At 70.2% G+C, this 16,758-nt stretch carries 16 protein-coding genes and 1 tRNA gene; 14 read left to right on the top strand and 3 right to left on the bottom strand.

Going from position 1 to position 16,758, the window contains the following annotated elements; translation table 11 throughout:
* Positions 1-54 precede the first annotated feature (54 nt).
* The 4 genes from ilvC to serA all read left to right on the top strand — a co-directional run bounded on the left by ilvC (position 55) and on the right by serA (position 3,925).
* Entirely contained in the window at positions 55-1,080 is a 1,026-nt protein-coding gene (ilvC, locus tag QE412_RS02255) for a ketol-acid reductoisomerase (protein WP_307479631.1), read from the top strand.
* Between the two features lie 209 nt (positions 1,081-1,289).
* A complete protein-coding gene (locus QE412_RS02260) occupies positions 1,290-1,817 on the top strand; it encodes a DNA polymerase III subunit gamma/tau (protein ID WP_307479633.1) in 528 nt (175 codons plus the stop codon).
* Positions 1,814-2,152 (top strand): bacitracin resistance protein, encoded by a 339-nt coding sequence (locus QE412_RS02265; RefSeq protein ID WP_307479635.1) that lies wholly within the window; start codon positions 1,814-1,816, stop codon positions 2,150-2,152. The genes QE412_RS02260 and QE412_RS02265 overlap by 4 nt, the downstream gene beginning before the upstream one ends.
* A gap of 168 nt (positions 2,153-2,320) precedes the next feature.
* Positions 2,321-3,925 carry a phosphoglycerate dehydrogenase gene (serA, locus tag QE412_RS02270; protein WP_307479636.1) on the top strand — a complete coding sequence of 535 codons (1,605 nt, stop codon included), beginning with the start codon at positions 2,321-2,323 and terminating at the stop codon, positions 3,923-3,925.
* A 170-nt stretch (positions 3,926-4,095) separates the two neighbouring features.
* Here the strand turns inward: serA and QE412_RS02275 are convergent, their stop codons facing one another.
* Positions 4,096-4,638 carry a TetR/AcrR family transcriptional regulator gene (locus QE412_RS02275; protein WP_307479639.1) on the bottom strand — a complete coding sequence of 181 codons (543 nt, stop codon included), beginning with the start codon at positions 4,636-4,638 and terminating at the stop codon, positions 4,096-4,098.
* Positions 4,639-4,717: 79 nt separating this feature from the next.
* Between QE412_RS02275 and QE412_RS02280 the strand changes: the two genes are divergently transcribed.
* The 5 genes from QE412_RS02280 to QE412_RS02300 all read left to right on the top strand — a co-directional run bounded on the left by QE412_RS02280 (position 4,718) and on the right by QE412_RS02300 (position 10,952).
* Positions 4,718-6,256 carry an MFS transporter gene (locus QE412_RS02280; RefSeq protein ID WP_307479642.1) on the top strand — a complete coding sequence of 513 codons (1,539 nt, stop codon included), beginning with the start codon at positions 4,718-4,720 and terminating at the stop codon, positions 6,254-6,256.
* A 25-nt stretch (positions 6,257-6,281) separates the two neighbouring features.
* A complete protein-coding gene (locus tag QE412_RS02285; protein ID WP_307479645.1) occupies positions 6,282-7,331 on the top strand; it encodes a 3-isopropylmalate dehydrogenase in 1,050 nt (349 codons plus the stop codon).
* A 54-nt stretch (positions 7,332-7,385) separates the two neighbouring features.
* Positions 7,386-8,492 carry a branched-chain amino acid aminotransferase gene (locus QE412_RS02290; protein WP_307479647.1) on the top strand — a complete coding sequence of 369 codons (1,107 nt, stop codon included), beginning with the start codon at positions 7,386-7,388 and terminating at the stop codon, positions 8,490-8,492.
* A 449-nt stretch (positions 8,493-8,941) separates the two neighbouring features.
* Positions 8,942-9,709, top strand: a complete 768-nt coding sequence (locus QE412_RS02295; protein ID WP_307479649.1) for a fumarylacetoacetate hydrolase family protein — start codon at positions 8,942-8,944, stop codon at positions 9,707-9,709.
* Complete coding sequence (locus QE412_RS02300) at positions 9,702-10,952, top strand: MFS transporter (RefSeq protein WP_307479651.1); 1,251 nt, start codon at positions 9,702-9,704, stop codon at positions 10,950-10,952. The genes QE412_RS02295 and QE412_RS02300 overlap by 8 nt, the downstream gene beginning before the upstream one ends.
* Before the next feature lie 95 nt (positions 10,953-11,047).
* Here QE412_RS02300 and QE412_RS02305 read toward each other — a convergent pair whose 3' ends face one another.
* Positions 11,048-12,136 (bottom strand): aminotransferase class V-fold PLP-dependent enzyme, encoded by a 1,089-nt coding sequence (locus QE412_RS02305; RefSeq protein ID WP_307479654.1) that lies wholly within the window; start codon positions 12,134-12,136, stop codon positions 11,048-11,050.
* A gap of 80 nt (positions 12,137-12,216) precedes the next feature.
* Between QE412_RS02305 and QE412_RS02310 the strand changes: the two genes are divergently transcribed.
* From QE412_RS02310 to QE412_RS02320, 3 genes are all read left to right on the top strand, one after another.
* Positions 12,217-13,179 (top strand): LysR family transcriptional regulator, encoded by a 963-nt coding sequence (locus tag QE412_RS02310; RefSeq protein WP_307479658.1) that lies wholly within the window; start codon positions 12,217-12,219, stop codon positions 13,177-13,179.
* Between the two features lie 10 nt (positions 13,180-13,189).
* Entirely contained in the window at positions 13,190-14,704 is a 1,515-nt protein-coding gene (gltX, locus tag QE412_RS02315) for a glutamate--tRNA ligase (RefSeq protein WP_307479660.1), read from the top strand.
* A 192-nt stretch (positions 14,705-14,896) separates the two neighbouring features.
* Positions 14,897-14,968: transfer RNA gene (locus QE412_RS02320), tRNA-Gln, on the top strand.
* A 233-nt stretch (positions 14,969-15,201) separates the two neighbouring features.
* Here QE412_RS02320 and QE412_RS02325 read toward each other — a convergent pair.
* Positions 15,202-15,588, bottom strand: a complete 387-nt coding sequence (locus QE412_RS02325; RefSeq protein WP_307479662.1) for an IclR family transcriptional regulator domain-containing protein — start codon at positions 15,586-15,588, stop codon at positions 15,202-15,204.
* Positions 15,589-15,630: 42 nt separating this feature from the next.
* On the opposite strand from QE412_RS02325, the gene QE412_RS02330 reads away from it, so the two are divergent.
* Positions 15,631-16,425 carry an oxidoreductase gene (locus tag QE412_RS02330; protein WP_307479666.1) on the top strand — a complete coding sequence of 265 codons (795 nt, stop codon included), beginning with the start codon at positions 15,631-15,633 and terminating at the stop codon, positions 16,423-16,425.
* Positions 16,404-16,730 (top strand): oxidoreductase, encoded by a 327-nt coding sequence (locus tag QE412_RS02335; RefSeq protein ID WP_307479668.1) that lies wholly within the window; start codon positions 16,404-16,406, stop codon positions 16,728-16,730. The genes QE412_RS02330 and QE412_RS02335 overlap by 22 nt, the downstream gene beginning before the upstream one ends.
* Positions 16,731-16,758 lie beyond the last annotated feature (28 nt).

Consider the following 16,758-nt stretch of genomic DNA (forward strand, 5'->3'; position numbering starts at 1 on the left):
CGTGTCTTGGACACTCAACTTCATAACCGACCACTCACAAGGAGAAACATCCCCATGGCAGAGATCTTCTACGACGACGACGCCGACCTCTCGATCATCCAGGGCAAGAAGGTCGCGATCGTCGGCTACGGCTCGCAGGGTCACGCGCACGCGCAGAACCTCCGCGACTCGGGTGTCGAGGTCGTCATCGCGCTCAAGGACGGCTCGAAGTCCGCCGCCAAGGCGCAGGAAGACGGCTTCGAGGTCAAGAGCGTCGCCGACGCCGCCGAGTGGGCCGATCTCATCATGATCCTGGCGCCGGACCAGCACCAGCGCTCGATCTACGCCGACTCCATCAAAGACAAGCTGACCGAGGGCAAGACGCTCGCCTTCGCGCACGGCTTCAACATCCGCTTCGGCTACATCGACGCCCCCGAGGGTGTCGACGTCATCCTCGTCGCGCCGAAGGCCCCGGGTCACACCGTGCGTCGCGAGTACGTCGCCGGTCGCGGCATCCCCGACATCATCGCCGTCGAGCGCGACGCCTCGGGCTCGGCCTGGGACACCGCCCTGTCGTATGCGAAGGCCATCGGCGGCACCCGCGCCGGCGTCATCAAGACGACCTTCACCGAAGAGACCGAGACCGACCTGTTCGGCGAACAGGCCGTGCTCTGCGGTGGCATGAGCCACCTCGTGCAGTACGGCTTCGAGACCCTCGTAGAGGCCGGCTACCAGCCGCAGATCGCCTACTTCGAGGTGCTGCACGAGCTCAAGCTCATCGTCGACCTCATGTGGGAGGGCGGCATCGCCAAGCAGCGCTGGTCGATCTCGGACACCGCCGAGTACGGCGACTACGTCTCGGGCCCCCGCGTCATCTCGCCCGAGGTCAAGACGAGCATGCAGGCCGTCCTCGCCGACATCCAGTCGGGCGCGTTCGCGAAGCGCTTCATCGACGACCAGGACAACGGCGCCACCGAGTTCCTCGAGCTTCGCGAGAAGGAGCAGGGTCACCCCATCGAGGCCACCGGCAAGGAGCTGCGCGGCCTGTTCGCGTGGAAGCAGCAGGACAGCGACTACACGGAGGGCAGCGCTGCGCGCTGACCTCCGCCGGAGGCTACGTCGTCCATAGCGATCGCCCAGGCGATCGCGGTGGGCTCGGCCGCGCGCTGAGTTCTGCTCCGCGAACGCCCCGGGACCTCGCGGTTCCGGGGCGTTCGTCGTGTCGCGTCGTCGGTGGCGGGGATGCCGCGGACGAGCCGGATCGGCGGGGCACGCGGCGCCTGCGGTCGTGCCCCGCTACCGTGGAGCGCGTGAGCACACCGCGCGATGACGACGCCCTCTCGTGGGGCGGTGACGACGACCCTACGCTCGACGTGGGGGACAAGCGCAGCCCGGAGCATCCACGGGCCGAAGACCCCGAGCCGCTCGCCCCCGAGCGAACCGCGCGCCGATCCCCGAGCGCACCGACACCCGACGCCGGCACGGAAACGGTGGCCGAGTCACCGGCATCCGTGTCGTCGCCCGACGACGACGCCCCCGCCTCCAGACCCCTCGGCAACGCCGGTCTCATCGGCATCGGCATGGTCGCGGCGACCTTCCTGCTCTTCGCGCTGGGCTGGCTGCTGGCCGGACGCCAGCTGCAGAGCCTCGGCATTCCGATCCCCGATGTCACCGTCGTCGCGATGACGATCGGCGCCACGGCGGCTCCGCTCGTGTGGTTCGTGACCGTGCTCGTCTTCACCCGAGGATGGCGCGCCTGGCAGCGCTTCCTGCTGCTCATCCTCGGAATCGTGCTGCTCGTGCCCTGGCCACTGTTGTCGATGGGAGACCTCGCGTGAGCACCGCCACTCGTTCGCGTCACCTGCCCACCTGGCTCGTCGTCACCATCGCGGGCCTCTTCGGCCTGTTCTACGCCTACGTCGTGTGGAGCTCCGTCGCGCTGCTGATCCTTCAGGTCAACGGCCCGCTCGGGCTCAACGGACTGGGATGGTTCGTGTACATCCTGCCCATCGTGTTCCCGCTCGCCGCTTTCGGGGTGTCGTTCGCCATCGGTCAACGCCGGAAAGCGGGGGAGTTCGCCCTCGTGCTGCTGGCCGGACTGACACTGTCGGCTGCGTTCTGGCTCGCGATCGTCGGTTACGGCACGACGTCGTACGGTCTCTACGGGGGCTGACGCGGCCGCGTGGCGTCCGCCGGCCGGAGCGAGAGCGCCACACGGTCGGGTGTTCGCTCGCGTGAGCGCTAGGCTGGCAGACGGCCCGCACGGGTCGCGCGCCCGGTTCGCGCCGGCGGTGTGCGACGGTGCGCGCCGGTCCCCAGCACCGTTTCGAAGGACGCATCCGTGACGAAGCCCGTCGTGCTCATCGCCGAAGAACTCTCCCCCGCCACGATCGACGCGCTCGGCCCCGACTTCGACGTGCGAGGCGTCGACGGGACCGACCGCCCCGCACTGCTCTCGGCCCTGGCCGATGCGCATGCGGTGCTCGTGCGCTCGGCCACCCAGATCGACGCCGAGGCCCTGGCCGCGGCGCCGTCGCTGAAGGTCGTCGCCCGCGCCGGCGTCGGCCTCGACAACGTCGACATCAAGGCGGCGACCACCGCCGGCGTCATGGTCGTGAACGCGCCGACGTCGAACATCATCTCGGCAGCCGAACTGACCGTCGGTCACGTGCTGAGCCTCGCCCGCCACATCCCGGCCGCCCACGCGTCGCTGGCGCAGGGCCTGTGGAAGCGCAGCTCGTTCACCGGCACCGAGCTGTTCGAGAAGACCATCGGCATCATCGGCCTGGGCCGTATCGGTGCGCTGATCGCCGCGCGCCTGCAGGCCTTCGGCATGTCGGTCATCGCGTACGACCCCTACGTCACCGCCGCCCGCGCCCAGCAGCTCGGTGCCCAGCTCGTCTCCCTCGACGAGCTGCTCGAGCAGAGCGACTTCGTCACCATCCACATGCCGAAGACCCCCGAGACCACGGGCATGATCGGCGCCGAGCAGCTGCGCCGCATGAAGAAGACCGCCTACGTCATCAACGTCGCCCGCGGTGGCCTCATCGACGAAGAAGCGCTGTTCGATGCCCTCACCGCGGGCGAGATCGCCGGTGCGGGTCTCGACGTGTTCTCGAGCGAGCCCCCCGCCGAGGGCGGCCCCGCGCGCAAGCTGCTCGACCTGCCGAACGTCGTCGTCACCCCGCACCTGGGTGCCAGCACCGAAGAGGCGCAAGAGAAGGCGGGCGTCTCGGTCGCCCGCTCGGTCAAGCTGGCCCTCGAGGGCGACCTGGTCCCGGATGCCGTGAACGTGGCCGGCGGTGCGATCGACCCGTTCGTGCGCCCGGGCATCGCCCTCGTCGAGATGCTGGGTCAGTTCTTCAGCGGCCTGGCCGACTCGGCGCTCACCAGCCTCGACATCGAGGTGCGCGGTGAACTCGCCGCCTACGACGTCAGCGTCTACCGCCTCGCGGCGCTGAAGGGCTACTTCAGCCGCATCGTCAGCGAGAGCGTGTCCTACGTCAACGCGCCGCTGTTCGCGGAGCAGCGCGGCGTCGAGGCACGCCTGGTCGTCGAGGCCGAGAGCCCGCTGTATCGAAACATCACGATCCTGCGCGGCACCCTGGCCGATGGCTCCAGCCTCACGGTCGCGGGCACGCTCGCCGGCACGCGTATGGTGCCCAAGGTCGTCGCGATCAACGGCTACGACATCGAAGTGCCCATCGAGAAGCACCACCTCGTCATGCGCTACGCCGACCGCCCCGGCATCGTCGCCATCTACGGTCAGAAGCTGGGGGAGGCGGGCATCAACATCGCCGGTCTCCAGGTGGCGGCTCCGGATGCCACGGGCCGGGCGCTCTCGGTGCTCACCGTCGATTCGCCCGTGCCCGACGAGATCCTCGGCGCGATGCGCGAGGCCGTCGGTGCCGACCTGTTCCGGCAGATCGACATCGTCGAGGGCTGATCGGGGTCGTCCTGGGGGAGGGGGTCGCTGCGGCGGCCCCCTTCGTCGTTTGCAGGGTGGACGCGCGGTGGGCGTTGCGACGCCAAGCTCCGTGATCTGCACAGAGTCAGCGCGATGCGCAGCGATCTGGCTGAGGATGCGCGAATCGCTGAGCTTGCGTGGCGGCGAGGTCAGGTCGTCGCGGCGACGACGGCGGCGATGAGCCGGTCGAGGTCGGGGCCGTCGAGCTGGGGGCCGGCCACGGCGTTCAGATCGAGCACCGCGTTGAAGTAGAGGCCGTCGCTCACGAGCAGGACCATCTGCAGGGCCGTCTCGTCGCGAGTGTGCGCCCGCAGGCTGTCTTCCCACAGTTCTCGCACGCGACGCAGGGATGCCGAGGCGGCGTCGTTGCCGTTTTGTGCGAGACGCGAGACGGCGAGGATCGTCACGTCGAGCGGTGACCCGGTGTTCTGCGACGAACGCAGATGGGCGGCGACGACTCCCTCGTCGGACTTCTCGATCTCGTCGACGTCTTCTTGCGCGAGACGCTCCAGGCGTTCCACGAGGGCGGCTTCGAGGGCGCTCTTGGAGTTGAAGTGGTACAGCAGTCCACCCTTGGAGACCCCCGCGCTTCGTGCCGTCGCCTCCATGGTCGCTGCGCGCTCCCCGTCGTCGACGAGGATGCGGGTGAAGGCGTCGAGAACGGCGTCGCGGGCGAGGGGAGGGCGGCTCATGGCTCCTCGATCGTAATGGCGGACGCCTATCGCCGCGTGATACTATACCGGCTGGACGGTTTAGAAACGGAACGGAAGAATGCTCACCTCGTCGTTGCCCACGCAAGAGATCGATGCCCCCAAGGCGGGCTGGCGCGGATGGTTCGCGCTCGTCGTGCTGATGCTGCCGGTGTTGCTCGTCTCGGTCGACAACACGGTGCTGAGCTTCGCGCTGCCCGAGATCGCCCTATCGCTGCAGCCGTCGAGCATCGAGCAGTTGTGGATCATCGACGTCTACCCGCTCGTGCTCGCGGGGCTGCTCGTGACCATGGGCACGCTCGGAGACCGCTTCGGGCGTCGGCGCATGCTGCTGATCGGTGCGACGGGTTTCGCCGCCGTGTCGGCTCTCGCCGCCTTCGCGCCGACCGCGGCGCTGCTCATTGCGGGGCGCGCGCTCATGGGCGTCTTCGGGGCCATGCTCATGCCGTCGACGCTGTCTCTTCTGCGCAGCATCTTCCGCGAGCGTGACGAGCGGCGGTTCGCCATCGCCGTCTGGGCGGCGGGCTTCTCCGCCGGTGCTGCCCTGGGACCGATCGTCGGCGGGTTCCTGCTCGAGCACTTCTCGTGGGGGTCGGTGTTCCTCATGGCGGTTCCCGTGCTTGTGCCGCTGCTGATCCTCGCGCCGTTCTTCGTGCCCGAGAGTCGCGACCCCGCACCGGGCCGTTTCGACCCCGTCAGCGTGCTGCTCTCGCTGGCCACGATGGTGCCGATCGTGTACGGCATCAAGAAGCTCGCGGTCGAGGGTCCCGTGTCGCTGGCGCCCGCGCTGTTCGCGGTCGGTGTCGTCTTCGGCTGGCTCTTCGTCCGCCGCCAGCGGCGCCTCGCGGCGCCCATGCTCGATATGAGCCTGTTCCGTCGCGGCACGTTCTCGGGCGCCATCCTGGTGAACCTGCTGAGCATCGTCGGACTCGTCGGTTTCCTCTACTTCGTGGCGCAGCACCTTCAGCTCGTCGTGGGACTCACGCCGATGGTGGCGGGCTTCGCGCTGCTCCCCGGCCTCGCGCTCATGATCGTCGCGGGCCTGGCGATCGTGCCGGTCGCCAAGCGCTTCCCTCCGCGGATGGTGGTCCCGGCAGCGCTCGCGTTCTCCGTCGTCGCGTACGTGATGGTGGCGCTCTCCACGGCTGATCTCGCGCTGCTGATCGTGGCCTTCAGCCTGCTGGGCATCGGTATCGGCGCAGCCGAGACCATCTCGAACGAGCTCATCCTCTCCAGCGCCCCGCCCGCGAAGGCCGGAGCCGCGAGCGCGGTGTCCGAGACCGCGTACGAACTGGGTGCCGTTCTCGGCACCGCGGTTCTGGGCGGCATCCTGGCGGCCTTCTACCGGGCGCAGCTCGTCCTGCCCGCGGGCCTGCCCGACGCCGCTGCCGACGCGGCCCGAGAGACCCTCGCCGGAGCGGTTGCCGTGTCGCACACCCTCGACAACGAGCCGCTCGCGGAGGCCCTGCGCCTCGCCGCGGCGCACGCGTTCGACTCGGGAGTCGTGGTCACGGCGCTCATCGGCGCGGGTCTCATCGTCGTGGCCGGGGTCATCGCTGCCACTACCCTGGGAGGAACCCGCAGCACGTCGACGAAGTGACGTGCCCCGAGCTCTGAGGAGAGCGATGTCGCGTGTCGTGAAGCTGGCCGTCATCCCCGGTGATGGCATCGGTCCCGAGGTCGTCGCCGAGGCCGTCAAGGTCCTCGACGCGGTCACCGCCGATTCCGGGGTCACGTTCGAGAAGACGCCGTTCTCGCTCGGCGCCGGACGCTACCTCGAGACGGGCGACACGCTCACCGACGACGACCTCGCCGCGATCGCCGCGCACGACGCGATCCTGCTCGGCGCGGTCGGAGGCGTTCCCGGCGACCCGCGCCTGAAGGACGCGAACATCGAGCGCGGTCTGCTTCTCAAGCTCCGCTTCGAGCTCGACCACTACGTGAACCTCCGTCCCTCGAAGCTCTACCCGGGGGCGTCCGGCCCCCTCGCCGACCCGGGCGACATCGATTTCGTCGTGGTGCGCGAGGGCACCGAGGGCCCGTACGTCGGCAACGGCGGTGCGATCCGCCGCGGCACGCCGCACGAGGTGGCCAACGAGACGTCGGTGAACACCGCGTACGGCGTCGAGCGCGTCGTGCGCTACGCCTTCGCTCTCGCCGAGCGTCGCCGCCACAAGCTGACGCTGGTGCACAAGACGAATGTGCTCGTGCACGCGGGCGGCATGTGGAAGCGGATCGTGGATGCCGTGGCATCCGAGTTCCCGGGGGTCGACGTAGACTACCTGCACGTCGACGCGGCAACCATCTTCCTGGTCACGAACCCGGGCCGCTTCGACGTGATCGTCACCGACAACCTTTTCGGCGACATCCTGACCGACTTGGCCGGCGCCGTCACCGGAGGCATCGGCCTCGCCGCATCGGGCAACATCAACCCCGACGGCGCGTTCCCCTCGATGTTCGAGCCCGTCCACGGATCGGCGCCCGACATCGCGGGCACCCAGAAGGCCGACCCCACGGCCGCGATCCTCTCCGTCGCCCTCCTGCTCGATCACCTCGGGCTCGTCGACGAAGCCGCCCGCGTCACCCGCGCGGTCGAGGATGACATCGCGAGTCGCGAGGGCGCCCGTACCACCGCCCAGATCGGCGACGCCATCGCCGGGCGCGTCCAGGCGTAACCTGGAGCGACCGGCCCCGCTTCGCCCCCGCGCACGAAGAGTTTTGGATCCCACATGACCACCATCGACACCGATCCCGACACCGGACTCGAGCCCCTCGAGTTCGCCGTCACCCGCAACCTCGCGGCCAAGAGCGCCGCCGAGCGCGACGCGATCCTCGCGAACCCCGGCTTCGGGCAGAGCTTCACCGACCACATGGTCGACATCTGCTGGTCGGTCCGTGGCGGTTGGCACCGCCCGCGCGTCTCGCCCTACGGCCCGATCTCGCTCGACCCCGCCGCCGCCGTCCTGCACTACGGTCAGGAGATCTTCGAGGGCATCAAGGCCTACCGTCATGCTGACGGCTCGGTGCACACCTTCCGCCCCGACCAGAACGGTCGCCGCCTGCAGCGCTCGGCGCGTCGCCTGGCCCTGCCCGAGTTACCGGTGCCGTACTTCCTGCAATCGCTGCGCGAGCTGATCGCCGTCGACGGAGCGTGGGTGCCCTCGGGTGAAGACCAAAGTCTCTACCTGCGTCCGTTCATGTTCGCGAAGGAGGCGTTCCTCGGCGTTCGCCCGGCGCACAAGGTCGCTTATTACCTGATCGCGAGCCCCGCGGGCGCGTACTTCAAGGGCGGCGTGCAGCCGGTCTCGATCTGGCTCAGCGAGGACTACTCGCGCGCCGGCAAGGGCGGCACCGGTGCGGCCAAGACGGGTGGCAATTACGCCGCGAGCCTGTTGCCGCAGTCCGAGGCCTACGAGAACGAGTGCGACCAGGTCGTCTTCCTCGACCAGGACCGCAATGTCGAGGAGCTCGGCGGAATGAACGTCGTGTTCGTCTACAAAGACGGCACGATCGTCACCCCGCAGTCCGACTCGATCCTCGAGGGCATCACGCGCGACTCGCTCCTGCAGCTCGCTCGCGACCGCGGACACCACGTGGTGGGGCGCAACGTCTCGCTTGACGAATGGCGCCAGGGTGTGGCATCCGGAGACATCGTCGAGGTGTTCGCGTGCGGAACGGCTGCCATCGTCACGCCCATCGGCATCTTGAGGGGACGCGATTTCATCGACGAGCAGCCCTCGGGCACTCTCGCGCTGGAGCTTCGTCAGCACCTCACCGACATCCAGTACGGCCGTGCCGAAGACACGCACGGCTGGCTGTATCGCCTCGACGCGTAACGCGCGTCGCATGCGAGGGGCTCCCGGATTCCGGGGGCCCCTTCGCCGTTCGCGGCTCCGGAACGTGTCGCCCGACGGCGCCGGACGCGTCACCGCCGGTTGCGCCGCTGCCGGGTGCGCCGCCGCCGGGTGCGCCGGTGACGGGTGCGCCGGTGACGGGTGCGCCGCCGCCGGGTGCGCCGTCGCCGGACGCGCACGCGACCCGGCCGTCTCGCACATGCCGCCGAGTGACGCATAAACGCGATTCGCACTCATAAACGCGGGCAGCACGCGTTTATGAGCGCGAATCGCGTTTATGCGTGGGCCGAGCGCCGCAGCGCCGAGAGCGGGGGCGCGCGGAGAGCGGGGGCCGAGGGCCGCAGCGCGGAGAGCGTGGGCCGAGCGCCGCAGCGCGGGGCAGAGGGCGGGGCACGGCCGGGCGCTGGAGTAGCCGCCGATAGGCTGGTTCGGTGAAGATCGCTCGATTCAGCCATCAGGATGCCATCCGCTACGGAATCGTCGACGACGGCGAGCTCGTGGTCCTCGCCGCAGACCCGATGTTCGCGGGCTTCGACACGACGGGGGAGCGCGTGCCGCTCGGCGAGGTCACGCTCCTGGCCCCGGTCATCCCGCGGTCCAAGGTCGTGTGTATCGGCAAGAACTACCATGACCACGCCGCCGAGATGGGTGGCGAGGCACCGGCCGAGCCGCTGATGTTCCTCAAGCCCAACACGTCCGTCATCGGCCCCGGCGACGTCGTCGTGCGCCCGACGAGCTTGAGCTCGCACACCGACTACGAGGGGGAGCTCGCGGTCGTGATCGGTCGTGTCGCGAAGAACGTGCCCGCCGAGCGCGCGAGCGACTACATTTTCGGGTACACCGTCGCCAACGACGTCACCGCACGCGATCTGCAGCGCAGCGACGGACAGTGGGCGCGCGCCAAGGGCTTCGACACGTTCTGCCCCGTGGGTCCGGTGATCGAGACCGATCTCGACCTGGATGCGGCCGCCATCACGACGCGCGTCAACGGCGAGGTGCGCCAGCAGGGCCCGGTCTCCGACATGATCCACGGCATCGGTGCGCTCATCGCCTACGCGTCCGCCGTCTTCACGCTGCTGCCCGGCGACCTGCTGCTCACGGGTACGCCCGCGGGCGTCGGCCCGTTCGTGGGCGGCGATGTCGTCGAGGTCGAGATCAGCGGCCTCGGGGTGTTGCGCAACCCCGCGCGCGATGCCTGAGGCGACCGCGCCGCAAGGGGTCGACGTCGTCGACGTGCAGCGCCGCACGGTGCGGGTGCTGGCCGCAGGCCAGGTCCTCAGCGGGGTCGCGTTCGGCTCCACGCTGTCGCTCGGCGCGCTCCTGGCTGCCGATCTGTCGGGGCAGGAGGCCCTGTCGGGGTTCGCGACCGCGGCGGTCACGCTGGGCGCCGCACTGACGGCGATCCCACTGGCGCGGCTCGCTGCTCATCGAGGGCGTCGGCTCGCGCTGACAACGGGCAACGTCGCCGCTCTCACCGGGATCCTCGCAGTGATCACGGCGGCGGCGCTGCGCTCGTTCCCGTTGCTGCTCGCGGGCATCGCGTTGATCGGCGCGGGAAACGCCGCGACCCTGCAATCACGTTTCGCGGCGACCGACCTCGCCACGACCGCCCGTCGCGGGCGCGATCTCGCCACGGTCGTGTGGGCGACGACGGTCGGGGGCGTCGTCGGGCCTCTTCTGCTCGCGCCGGGCGAGCTCGTCGGTGCGAGCATCGGTCTACCTCGATTGACCGGCGCCTACCTGTTCTCGTTCGCCGCGCAGGCGTGCGCCTTCGCGCTGTACGTGCTCGTGCTGCGCCCCGACCCGCTCTTGCTCGCGCAGCGTCTCGATCGCGAGCGTGCACCCTCCGCGCCTGTGGCAGCGCACGTGGACCGACCGAAACTGGCCCGTTTCGCGATGCTCGCCGTCGCCGCGTCGCACGTCACCATGGCGGCGGTCATGGCGATGACCCCGGTTCATCTGTCGCATATCGTCGCACCGGATGCCGTGACGCTGGCGGTCGGAGTGACGATCGCGCTCCACGTGTTCGGCATGTACGGCCTGTCGCCCGTTTTCGGCGTGCTCGCCGACCGTCTCGGCCGCGTGGTCGTCATCGTGCTCGGTCAGGCGCTGCTCGCGGCGGCTCTGGCCGTGGCCGCGCTCCTGCCGGACTCGCAGGCGGGAGTGCTCGTCGCGCTCATCCTTTTGGGGCTGGGGTGGAGTGCGGCGACGGTGGCGGGCTCCGCGCTGCTCACCGAGGCGACGCCCCTCGCGCTGCGCCCGCGTCGACAGGGACGCAGCGACACCCTGATGACGGCGTGCGCCGCGGTCGGTTCCGTTCTGGCCGGTGTCATCCTCGGCGCGGTCGGCTACGGCGGTCTCGCGCTCTGGGCGTTCCTTCCTGTTGCGGCGGTGTGCGCGGGTGCGGTCGCGGTCGGGATGGCAGCGCGACGCGCGTCGTGAGGCGGTCATCGCCCGTGCGATGATGCGACGCCCGGGGCGCTTCGGTGCGCAGGGATGCCGCATGCACGATGCATCGCGGCCCGCGAGCGTCGGCGTCAGATCGCGTACACCAGCGCGTCGAACGGGGCGAGGTCAGCGTGCCCGCGCACGCCCAGGGCGTGGAGGGCCCGATCGACGTCGATCTCGTCGTTGAACACGTGGAACGCCACGCGCGCGCGACCCGCGCGCCCCGACGCCGTGATGCCGTGGGCGGTGAGTTGCGCGAGCGCTTCTCCGGTGGCATCCGGCCACGTGACGATCGCCGACGGTCGGTGGGGCTGGGCAAGACCGAGCCCGTCGCGAAAGCGCGCGGCCAGGCGGGTGACGTGCTCGTAGCTGGCGGTGATGTCGGCGTCGGCGAACAGTGCCAGGGCGGGTGCGGCGCCGACGAAGGCCTGCCACGCGGGCGACACGTCGAAGCGGCGTGCGTCGGACGCTAGCACGCCGCCCGTGCCGTAGCACGAGGCCCACGGGTCGTCGCCGGAGTACCACCCGGCCTGCACCGGGCGGATCTCTCGCGCGAACTCCGGCGAGACGGTGAGGAAGCCGACGCCACGGGGGCAGCACAGCCACTTGTACGCGTGGCAGACGGTGGCGTCGAACAGCGTGGCGTCCACGGGCAGCCATCCCGTGGCTTGGGTGAGGTCACACAGGGTGCGGGTGCCTGCGCGGGCGGCCGCGGCGGCGATGCCGGCGGCATCCGCCACCTCACCGGTCGCCGACTGCACGAGTGAGAACGCCACGAGCCAGGTGTCGGCCGAGATGGCGGCGGCGAGCTCCTGAAGCGGAGCGGTGCGCAGTCGTACACCGCGTCCGACTCGCGCGAACGGGGCGACCAGCGACGAGAAGTCGCCCTCGGCGCACAGCACCTCCGCGCCGTCGGGCGCCGAAGCGGCGATGAGCGAGACCATGACCGAGGTCTGCGAGCCGATCGCGACGTCGCTCAGGGGCACGTGAACGATGCGGGCGTACGAGGCGCGGGCCTCTTCGACGGCGCGCGTGGCCGCGGCGACATCGGGGTGACCGGATGCCGCGGCCGCGAGGTCGGCGCGGACGGCGGCGGCCGTGGTGCGCGAGGGAAGACCCAGGGTGCAGGCGGCGAGGTAATCGCGACCACCGGCGAAGTGCGAGGCGAGGCTGGTCATGAATCCAGGTTCGCCGCGGGCGGCCCATTGCACCAGGGCAGGTATTGCATGTAATCCATCACTAGTGCTTATGTGTACGCATGAACGACGTCGACGACGCTCTCGACGCGCACGCGTTGCGCGTGGTCAAGGCGATCGCCGATGCCGGATCGATCACTGGAGCCGCTCGCTCCCTCGGGTACAGCCAGCCCGCGGTCAGCCAGCAGGTGCGCCGTCTCGAGCGCCGGGCGGGAATGCCGATCGTCGAGCGCGTCGGTCGTGGCGTCCGGCTGACCGAGGCGGGTCGGGTGCTGGCTCGCCACGCCGCCACGGTGACCACCGCACTCGATGCGGCGGCGGGCGACCTCGCCGAGCTGCGCGGACTCCGTGCCGGTCGCGTGCGCATCGTCGCCTTCCCCTCGGCGTCGTCGACCGTCGTCCCCCGGGTGATCGCGGCGGTCACCGCGCGGCGCCCCGGCGTCTCGATCAGCTTCGTCGAGGCCGAGCCGCCCGAGGCGATCGCCGCGGTCCGCGAAGATCGGGCCGACATCGCCCTCACCTACAGCTACCCCGGCGATCGTCGCGAGCACCTCGAGTCCGCGGCATCCGGGCTCTCGGTGCACCCGATGGGCGCCGACGACACGGTGGTCGTGGTTCCCGCCGATCACCCGGCGGCATCCCACGACCCGATCGACCTGTCGCAGCTCGCGGGGGAGCGCTGGATCGCCGGCTGTCCGCAGTGCCGAGGGCACCTGCTCGAGGCGTGCGAACGCGCGGGGTTCACCCCCGACATCGCGTTCGAGACCGACAACTTCATCGCCGTCGAGAACCTCGTCGCGCAGGGGGTGGGCATGGCGATCCTGCCGCGCATGGCGGTGGCATCCCTTCCCATGCTGTCGGGCATCGCCGCACCCCGCCTGCCCGTGGCCGAGGCGAGGACGCTGCACCTGGTGACGGCGGGAGGTGCGGAGTTCGTCCCCGCGGTCGGGGCGAGCCTCGAGATCATGGCCGCCGAGCTCGCGGCGCATCGACGACTCTCGGGCGAGCGCACCGCCCCCCGGTAGGCTGGGGGAGATGTCTGCCACGCCCGATCCCCGCACCACGACCGCCTCCGGCGCCGACGTTCGCGTCCGCTTCTGCCCGTCTCCGACGGGACTGCCGCACGTGGGTCTCATCCGCACCGTCCTGTTCAACTGGGCCTACGCCCGGCACAACGGCGGCACGCTCGTCTTCCGTATCGAAGACACCGACGCCGCGCGCGACAGCGAAGAGAGCTACCAGCAGCTGCTCGAGGCGCTGCGGTGGATGAACATCGACTGGGACGAGGGCGTCGAAGTCGGTGGACCCCACGCGCCGTACCGCCAGTCGCAACGTCACGAGATCTACCGCGAGGTGCTCGACAAGCTGATCGCCGCCGGCGCGGTCTACGAGAGCTACTCGACCGCCGAAGAGATCGACGCGCGCAACGAAGCCAACGGCCGCGCCAAGCAGCTCGGCTACGACAACTACGACCGCGACCTCACCGAGGAGCAGAAGGCCGCCTTCCGCGCCGAGGGCCGTCAGCCCGCGTGGCGCCTGCGCGTGCCCGATCACGACCTCACGTACGTCGACCTCATCCGCGGCGAGGTGACGTTCCCCGCAGGTTCCTTCCCCGATTTCGTGCTCGTGCGCGCCGGCGGAGTACCCCTCTACCCCTTCGTGAACCCGGTCGACGACGCGCTCATGGGCATCACCCACGTCATCCGCGGCGAAGACCTCATGCCCTCTACGGCGCGTCAGCTCGCGCTGTACTCCGCGCTGGTGGATGCCGGGGTCACGACGTTCATCCCGCGCTTCGGTCACATGCCCCTCGTGCTGGGCGAGACCGGCAACAAGAAGCTCTCCAAGCGCGACCCGCAGGCCGACCTGTTCCTGCAGCGTGAGAAGGGCTTCATCCACGAGGGGCTGCTGAACTACCTCTCGCTCCTCGGTTGGTCGCTGTCGAGCGACCGCGACGTGTTCTCGCTCGACGAGATGATCGCCGCCTTCGACATCACCGACGTCAACCCCAACCCGGCCCGCTTCGATCAGAAGAAGGCGGAAGCCATCAACGGCGACCACATCCGCCTTCTGGATGCCGAGGACTTCGCGGCACGGATCGTCCCCTACCTCGCGGGTGCGGGGCTGATCGACGAGCACCCGAGCGAGGAGCACCGCGCGATCATCGCCGCCGCCGCTCCGCTCGTGCAGGAGCGCGTGCAGCTGCTCGGTGAGGTGCCCGGGATGCTCGGCTTCCTGTTCGTCTCCGACGTGCAGTATGCCGAAGATGCGTTGAAGGGACTCCCCGCGAACGCGGGCGAGGTGCTCGTGGCCTCCGTCGGCGCGCTCGAGCTCGTCCCCGAGGCCGAGTTCACCGCCGCGGCCGTGCAGCAGGCGCTGTCGACGGCCCTCGTCGACGAGCTGGGCCTGAAGCCCCGCGTCGCCTACGGCCCCCCGCGCGTCGCGCTCACCGGTCGTCGCGTCTCGCCGCCGCTGTTCGAGTCGATGGAGCTGCTGGGCAAGGCGGAGTCGATCCGTCGGCTCGACGCCCTCGTGCGGCACCTGGGCTGAGCGGGCGGCATCCGTTCGTCGAAAACCTGCCGATCCTCGGAGATTTCGCTCCCGCTCTCTACGAGGTTCGGGGGTTTGCGCCTTCTTCGGTATGGTCCTGCGCCGTTCGACGCGCGCGGGCGGGCGCCGGTTTGGCGCTCGGGCCCGCGTCGCGTAAGCTTGATCCTCGGCACGAGTTACGGCTCACAGCCTTGGGGTATGGTGTAATTGGCAACACGGCGGTTTCTGGTTCCGTTGTTCTTGGTTCGAGTCCAGGTACCCCAGCTTCATGAAGAGGTCGCAGATGCGACCTCTTCTTCTCTCTGAGCCGGGGATCAGCTTCCTCGCCTCGACGCGCGCGGCCCCGTCGCGCGCGGTGAACCCGGCGCTCCAGTACGACACCGCGAGCTGTTCGAGTCGTGAGTGATGTGCTTCCATGACCATCGTCGAGACGACGCAGCGCGGGATCTGTGAGCACGCCGCGTGACACCGCGACGGTGGCACCGTCGACGCCCCGCTCATCGGGTGGCCGGGAGGGTGGCGCTTGGCCCCGCGCTCTCGAGCTGAGCGAGGTCGTGACTGATGTCGGCGGCCGCTCGGACGACCATCGGAACGAGCTCGGTGAGTCGGCGATCATCGGCGCGCGATGCGAGGCAGGCGATCGAGACCGCGCCGACCACCTCGCCCAGGGCGTCGAACACCGGTGCCGCGATGCCGATGGCCTCCGGAACCCGCTCACCCTCGGTGATCGCGTACCCGTGAGCGCGCACGTCCGCGAGGCGGCGACGAATCAGGTCGGGGTCGAGCGCCGTGCGCTCCGTCGCGGCCGGCACCGGTCGTGAGAGCACGATGTCGATGTCGCGCTCGTCGAGGTGCGCGAGGATGCACATGCTGCTCGTGATCAACCTGGGACAGATCGCCGTCGGCCGCATCGTGGGGCGCGGCGCATGAGCCGTGTGTTCAGCCCGATGACCCTGCGCGATCTGCAGCTCCCGCACCGTGCATGGGTGTCGCCCATGTGCATGTACGCGTGCGAGGCCCGCGACGGGATGGTCGGCGACTTCCACGTCGCGCACTACGGTCAGTATGCGCTCGGCGGGGCGGCCCTCATTCTCACCGAAGCCACCGCCGTCGTGCCGGAGGGTCGGGTCACGGCACAGGATGCCGGGATCTGGAGCGACGCGCATATCGCGGCGTGGGAGCGGGTCACCGCGACGGTCCACCTGCTCGGGGGCCGGATCGCGGTCCAGCTCGGTCACGCCGGCCGCAAGGGCAGCAAGCGTCGGGGCCTTCCGGGCGACGCCGAACCGGCGGGCCCCCTGCGTCCGGCGGACGGTGGATGGCAGCTCCACGGCGCGACCGGGGAGCCGTTCGGGCGCTACGACCCACCGCTGCCGGCGGCGTCCGTCTATCTCGCGGCGCTGCCCGACGCCTTCGCGAGTGCGGCAGAGCGCGCCGTACGGGCGGGATTCGACGCCGTCGAACTGCACACCGCGCACGGATACCTCGTACACGAGATGCTCTCGCCCGCGACCAATCCGAGGTCCGACGCGTGGGGCGCAGACCCGGCGGGCAGGGAACGGCTGTTGTTCGAGACGGTCGCCGCGGTGCGGGCCACGATCCCGGACGGGGGGATGCCGCTCCTGGTCCGCATCTCCACCTCCGACGTGGTCGAGGGTGGTCGCACCCCGGCCGACAGCGCCGAGCTGGCCCCGCGGCTGTGGCGGCCGGGGTCGATCTGATCGACTGCTCCGCCGGCGGTCTCGTCGCCGGCGCGGAGTACGCTCCCGGCCCGGGGTATCAGGTGCCCGGGGCGGCCGAGGTGCGGGCCTCCGGGGTCGCGGTGGGCGCGGTCGGACAGATCACCGGCGCGGCGCAGGCGGAGGAGATCATCGCTTCTGGGTACGCCGACGCCGTCCTGATCGGTCGCGCGATGCTCCGTGACCCCTACTGGGCCCGCCACGCGGCGTACGAGCTCGGAGTGCCCCTGCCCTCCTATCCGCGCTACGACCGAGCGACCCGCGTCGACGGAGCGGTCCCGCGCTGAGGGGCCCGACCGAAGAGGTCCACCGAGG

The organism is Microbacterium trichothecenolyticum (assembly GCF_030818955.1).
Taxonomy (GTDB): domain Bacteria; phylum Actinomycetota; class Actinomycetes; order Actinomycetales; family Microbacteriaceae; genus Microbacterium; species Microbacterium trichothecenolyticum_B.

Coding starts and splice junctions, on each gene's coding strand:
- QE412_RS02280 (WP_307479642.1), top strand. CDS start 4,718: ATGCTCACCTCGTCGTTGCCCACGCAAGAGATCGATGCCCCCAAGGCG.
- QE412_RS02285 (WP_307479645.1), top strand. CDS start 6,282: ATGTCGCGTGTCGTGAAGCTGGCCGTCATCCCCGGTGATGGCATCGGT.
- QE412_RS02310 (WP_307479658.1), top strand. CDS start 12,217: ATGAACGACGTCGACGACGCTCTCGACGCGCACGCGTTGCGCGTGGTC.
- QE412_RS02275 (WP_307479639.1), bottom strand. CDS start 4,638: ATGAGCCGCCCTCCCCTCGCCCGCGACGCCGTTCTCGACGCCTTCACC.
- QE412_RS02330 (WP_307479666.1), top strand. CDS start 15,631: ATGAGCCGTGTGTTCAGCCCGATGACCCTGCGCGATCTGCAGCTCCCG.
- gltX (WP_307479660.1), top strand. CDS start 13,190: ATGTCTGCCACGCCCGATCCCCGCACCACGACCGCCTCCGGCGCCGAC.
- QE412_RS02305 (WP_307479654.1), bottom strand. CDS start 12,136: ATGACCAGCCTCGCCTCGCACTTCGCCGGTGGTCGCGATTACCTCGCC.
- ilvC (WP_307479631.1), top strand. CDS start 55: ATGGCAGAGATCTTCTACGACGACGACGCCGACCTCTCGATCATCCAG.
- QE412_RS02300 (WP_307479651.1), top strand. CDS start 9,702: ATGCCTGAGGCGACCGCGCCGCAAGGGGTCGACGTCGTCGACGTGCAG.
- QE412_RS02290 (WP_307479647.1), top strand. CDS start 7,386: ATGACCACCATCGACACCGATCCCGACACCGGACTCGAGCCCCTCGAG.